The organism is Nonomuraea turkmeniaca (genome assembly GCF_005889735.1).
Taxonomy (GTDB): Bacteria; Actinomycetota; Actinomycetes; order Streptosporangiales; family Streptosporangiaceae; genus Nonomuraea; species Nonomuraea turkmeniaca.
In genome coordinates this window covers 1-3,363 of sequence record NZ_VCKY01000449.1, presented here as the reverse complement: position 1 = coordinate 3,363, position 3,363 = coordinate 1, and the positions used below count along the sequence as shown (strand labels likewise).

At 68.8% G+C, this 3,363-nt stretch carries 4 protein-coding genes; 3 read left to right on the top strand and 1 reads right to left on the bottom strand.

What is annotated here, in order from left to right; all coding sequences use genetic code 11:
* Nucleotides 1-321 (top strand): elongation factor 1-alpha C-terminal domain-related protein (locus tag ETD86_RS53365; protein WP_425465717.1); only part of this gene is annotated, 321 nt, incomplete at its 5' end.
* Nucleotides 291-815 (top strand): TetR/AcrR family transcriptional regulator, encoded by a 525-nt coding sequence (locus ETD86_RS53360; RefSeq protein ID WP_138674232.1) that lies wholly within the window; start codon nucleotides 291-293, stop codon nucleotides 813-815. The genes ETD86_RS53365 and ETD86_RS53360, both read left to right, overlap by 31 nt.
* Before the next feature lie 102 nt (nucleotides 816-917).
* Here ETD86_RS53360 and ETD86_RS53355 read toward each other — a convergent pair whose 3' ends face one another.
* A complete protein-coding gene (locus ETD86_RS53355) occupies nucleotides 918-1,748 on the bottom strand; it encodes a PhzF family phenazine biosynthesis protein (RefSeq protein ID WP_138674231.1) in 831 nt (276 codons plus the stop codon).
* Between the two features lie 59 nt (nucleotides 1,749-1,807).
* Between ETD86_RS53355 and sthA the strand changes: the two genes are divergently transcribed.
* Nucleotides 1,808-3,223: a Si-specific NAD(P)(+) transhydrogenase gene (sthA, locus tag ETD86_RS53350; protein ID WP_138674230.1), complete on the top strand. Its 1,416-nt coding sequence runs from the start codon at nucleotides 1,808-1,810 to the stop codon at nucleotides 3,221-3,223.
* Nucleotides 3,224-3,363: the final 140 nt, after the last annotated feature.

Genomic DNA, 3,363 nt, shown 5'->3' with positions numbered 1-3,363 from the left:
AAACTGGCGCCGCGGTCCAAGCTGACGATCAAGCACACCACCCGCACGGCCCGCGCCCTCGTCCGTGACCTGCACTACCGGCTCGACGTCAACACCCTGCACCGGGACGAGGAGGCGACCTCGCTCGGCCTCAACGAGATCGGCCGGGTGTCGCTGCGGATCACGCAGCCGCTGTTCGTGGACGACTACGGGCGCAACCGGCTCACGGGCGGCTTCATCCTGGTGGACGAGGCCACGAACGGCACAGTCGGCGCCGGCATGATCATGGAACTGGTGGAGGGGAGGCGGGCATGGCCGGTCGGCCGCGCGATCCCGGCATAGACGGCGCCGTCATCGCGGCGGCCGCCGACCTGCTCGCCCGGCAGGAGCTCGCCACGCTGCCGATGGAGGCGGTCGCCGAGCGGGCGGGGGTGGCCAAGAGCACGGTCTACCGGCGCTGGGCGAACGGCGACGCCCTCCTCGCCGACACCGTCGACTTCCTCGACCGGCCGCCCGACCAGCCCGGGGCGAGCCTGGCCGAGGATCTCGCCCGTCTGGTCGAGTCGCTCCGCCCCGTCGCGCGACTGCTGCCGAGTCTCCGCCTTTTCGCCAGGCGGAACGCCGGCACTGAGACCCGGCTCATGGCCCTCATCGACGGACGCCGGCTCCTTCTGGAGGAGGCACTGGTCAGAGCGGAGGACCGGGGCGAGCTCCGCGACATTCCGGAATCGACATCGCTACTCCACCTGCTCATCGCCGCGGCCTCTCACGATGGCTCCGAAACCGCCGTGCGTCTTCTCATTCGAGGGCTCGGCGCCACGGAAGCCGCACAATGAATGGCCGCGTGCACGCGAATTGCGCAAGGCCCTATTACGTCAGATAGCCGCTATGTCGAAGTCACCAAGAATAATATTGTGTAAATTCCTCCGGATGACGGCTCAGAGTTCGACGTGGCCGGTGACGCAGGTGATGACCGCGCCGCCCACCCAGACGTCGTCCGGGGAGCCGGCGGAGATGTGGATCCGGCCCGCACACCCGATCGCGGTGCCCTGGGACGCCACGTAGGGAGCCGTGGCCCGGCCGGCACGCAGCAGCCACTGGGCCAGGGAGGCGTTCAGGCTGCCGGTCACGGGGTCCTCCACGGTGGAGCCCTGGCGGGGGATGAACGCCCGCACCTCGAACGCACAAGGTGCCCCCTCCGGGTACGGTCCCGCCACGCCCACCTCGCACGGCACCGGTCCCGGCCGCAGCGCGAGCACCGAGTCGGCGTCCGCGAGCAGCACGCCGACCCAGCCGGGGCCGTTGTCCGCCCATTCGGCGGCCACGATGTCGCTCCGCTTGATGCCGAGCGACTCGGCGATCCGCTCGACCAGCTCTTCGTCCACGGATCCCGAGCGCACCAGGGGCGGCGCCTGAAAGGCCAGCCGCCCGTCGATCCTGCGCAGACGCACCAGCCCCGCTCCGCATTCCTGGACGATCTCCCCCTCGGCGCGATGCTCGCCCCCGGACTCCAGCCACGCATGGCAGGAGCCCAGCGTCGGATGCCCGGCGAAGGGCAGCTCGGCCTCCGTGGTGAAGATCCGTACCCGGTAGTCGGCCTCGGGAGCGGTCGGCGGCAGCAGGAAGGTGGTCTCGGCCAGGTTCGTCCACTTGGCGAACCGCTGCATCTCCTCCGTGCTCAACCCCTCGCCGTCCAGCACCACCGCGAGCGCGTTGCCGGAGTACGGCGTGGCGGAGAACACATCGACCTGGGTGAAAGTACGCACCATACGTCGGAGTCTCCCAGACAGGCCTTTCCCCGTTGACATGCCGCCCCCAGACTGTACGTGTGGCGGACTTTGATGTTGTGGTCCTGGGTTCCGGACCTGGTGGGCAGAAGGCCGCGATCGCGGCGGCGAAACTCGGCAAGCGCGTCGCGATAGTCGAGAAGAGACACATGATCGGCGGCGTGTGCATCAACACGGGCACGATCCCCTCCAAGACCCTGCGCGAGGCGGTCCTCTACCTCACCGGTCTCAACCAGCGCGAGCTGTACGGCGCCAGCTACCGCGTGAAGGAGGAGATCACGGTCGCGGACCTGGGGATGCGCACGCAACACGTCATCGGCAGGGAGATCCAGGTCATCCGCAGCCAGCTCGCCCGCAACCACGTGACCGTCCTGCACGGCACCGGCCGGTTCCTGGACCCGCACACGATCGGGATCGCCCATGACGACGACGAGAGCGCGGAGAAGAAGGTCACCGCCGACAAGATCGTGATCGCCACCGGCACGTCGCCGGCCCGCCCGGACAGCGTCGAGTTCGACGGCAGGACGGTCATCGACTCCGACGCGATCCTGCACATGGAGCGGGTGCCCGAGACGATGGTCGTGGTGGGAGCGGGGGTCATCGGCATCGAGTACGCCTCCATGTTCGCCGCGCTCGGCACCAAGGTGACGGTGGTCGAGCGGCGCGAGCGCATGCTGGAGTTCTGCGACCTGGAGATCGTCGAGGCGTTGAAGTACCACCTGCGGGACCTGGCCGTGACCTTCAGGTTCGGCGAGAACGTGGCAGCCGTCGAGCGCCGCCCCGGGGGCGCGCTGACCTTATTGGAGAGCGGCAAGAAGATCCCCGCGGACTGCGTCATGTACTCGGCGGGGCGGCAGGGCAAGACCACCGAGCTGTGCCTGGAGGCGGCGGGCCTGGCCGCCGACGCGCGGGGCAGGATCTCGGTGGACGACAACTACGCCACACCGGTCCCCCACATTTACGCGGTCGGCGACGTGATCGGCTTCCCGGCGCTGGCGGCCACCTCGATGGAGCAGGGCCGGCTGGCCGCCCAGCACGCGTGCGGCGAGCCGGTCGAGGAGCTGGCCGACCTGCCGCCCATCGGGATCTACACGATCCCGGAGATCAGCTTCGTCGGGAAGTCGGAGGACGAGCTGACCCGGGACAAGATCCCGTTCGAGGTGGGCATCTCGCGCTACCGGGAGCTGGCCAGGGGGCAGATCATCGGCGACTCGTACGGGATGCTCAAGCTGCTGGTGTCCTCCGAGGACCGGCGGCTGCTCGGCGTGCACGTGTTCGGCACGGGGGCGACGGAGCTGGTGCACATCGGGCAGACCGTGATGGGCTGCGGAGGGACCGTGGACTACCTGGTCAACGCGGTGTTCAACTATCCGACGCTGGCGGAGTCGTACAAGGTGGCGGCGCTGGACGCGATGAACAAGATGCGGACGGTGGCCCGGCTCACCGCAGGCATGTGAGCCGGGCTCCTTCCTAGACGAATGAGTCCAAGGGGTGTGGTCACGTTTAGTGGTCGTAGGCGGTCAGCGATCGCTTGATTGGCTGGCCGGTCTTGTCGTTGTGCCAGATGGCCGCGGTCAGCGCGAGCACTCGCGCCAGT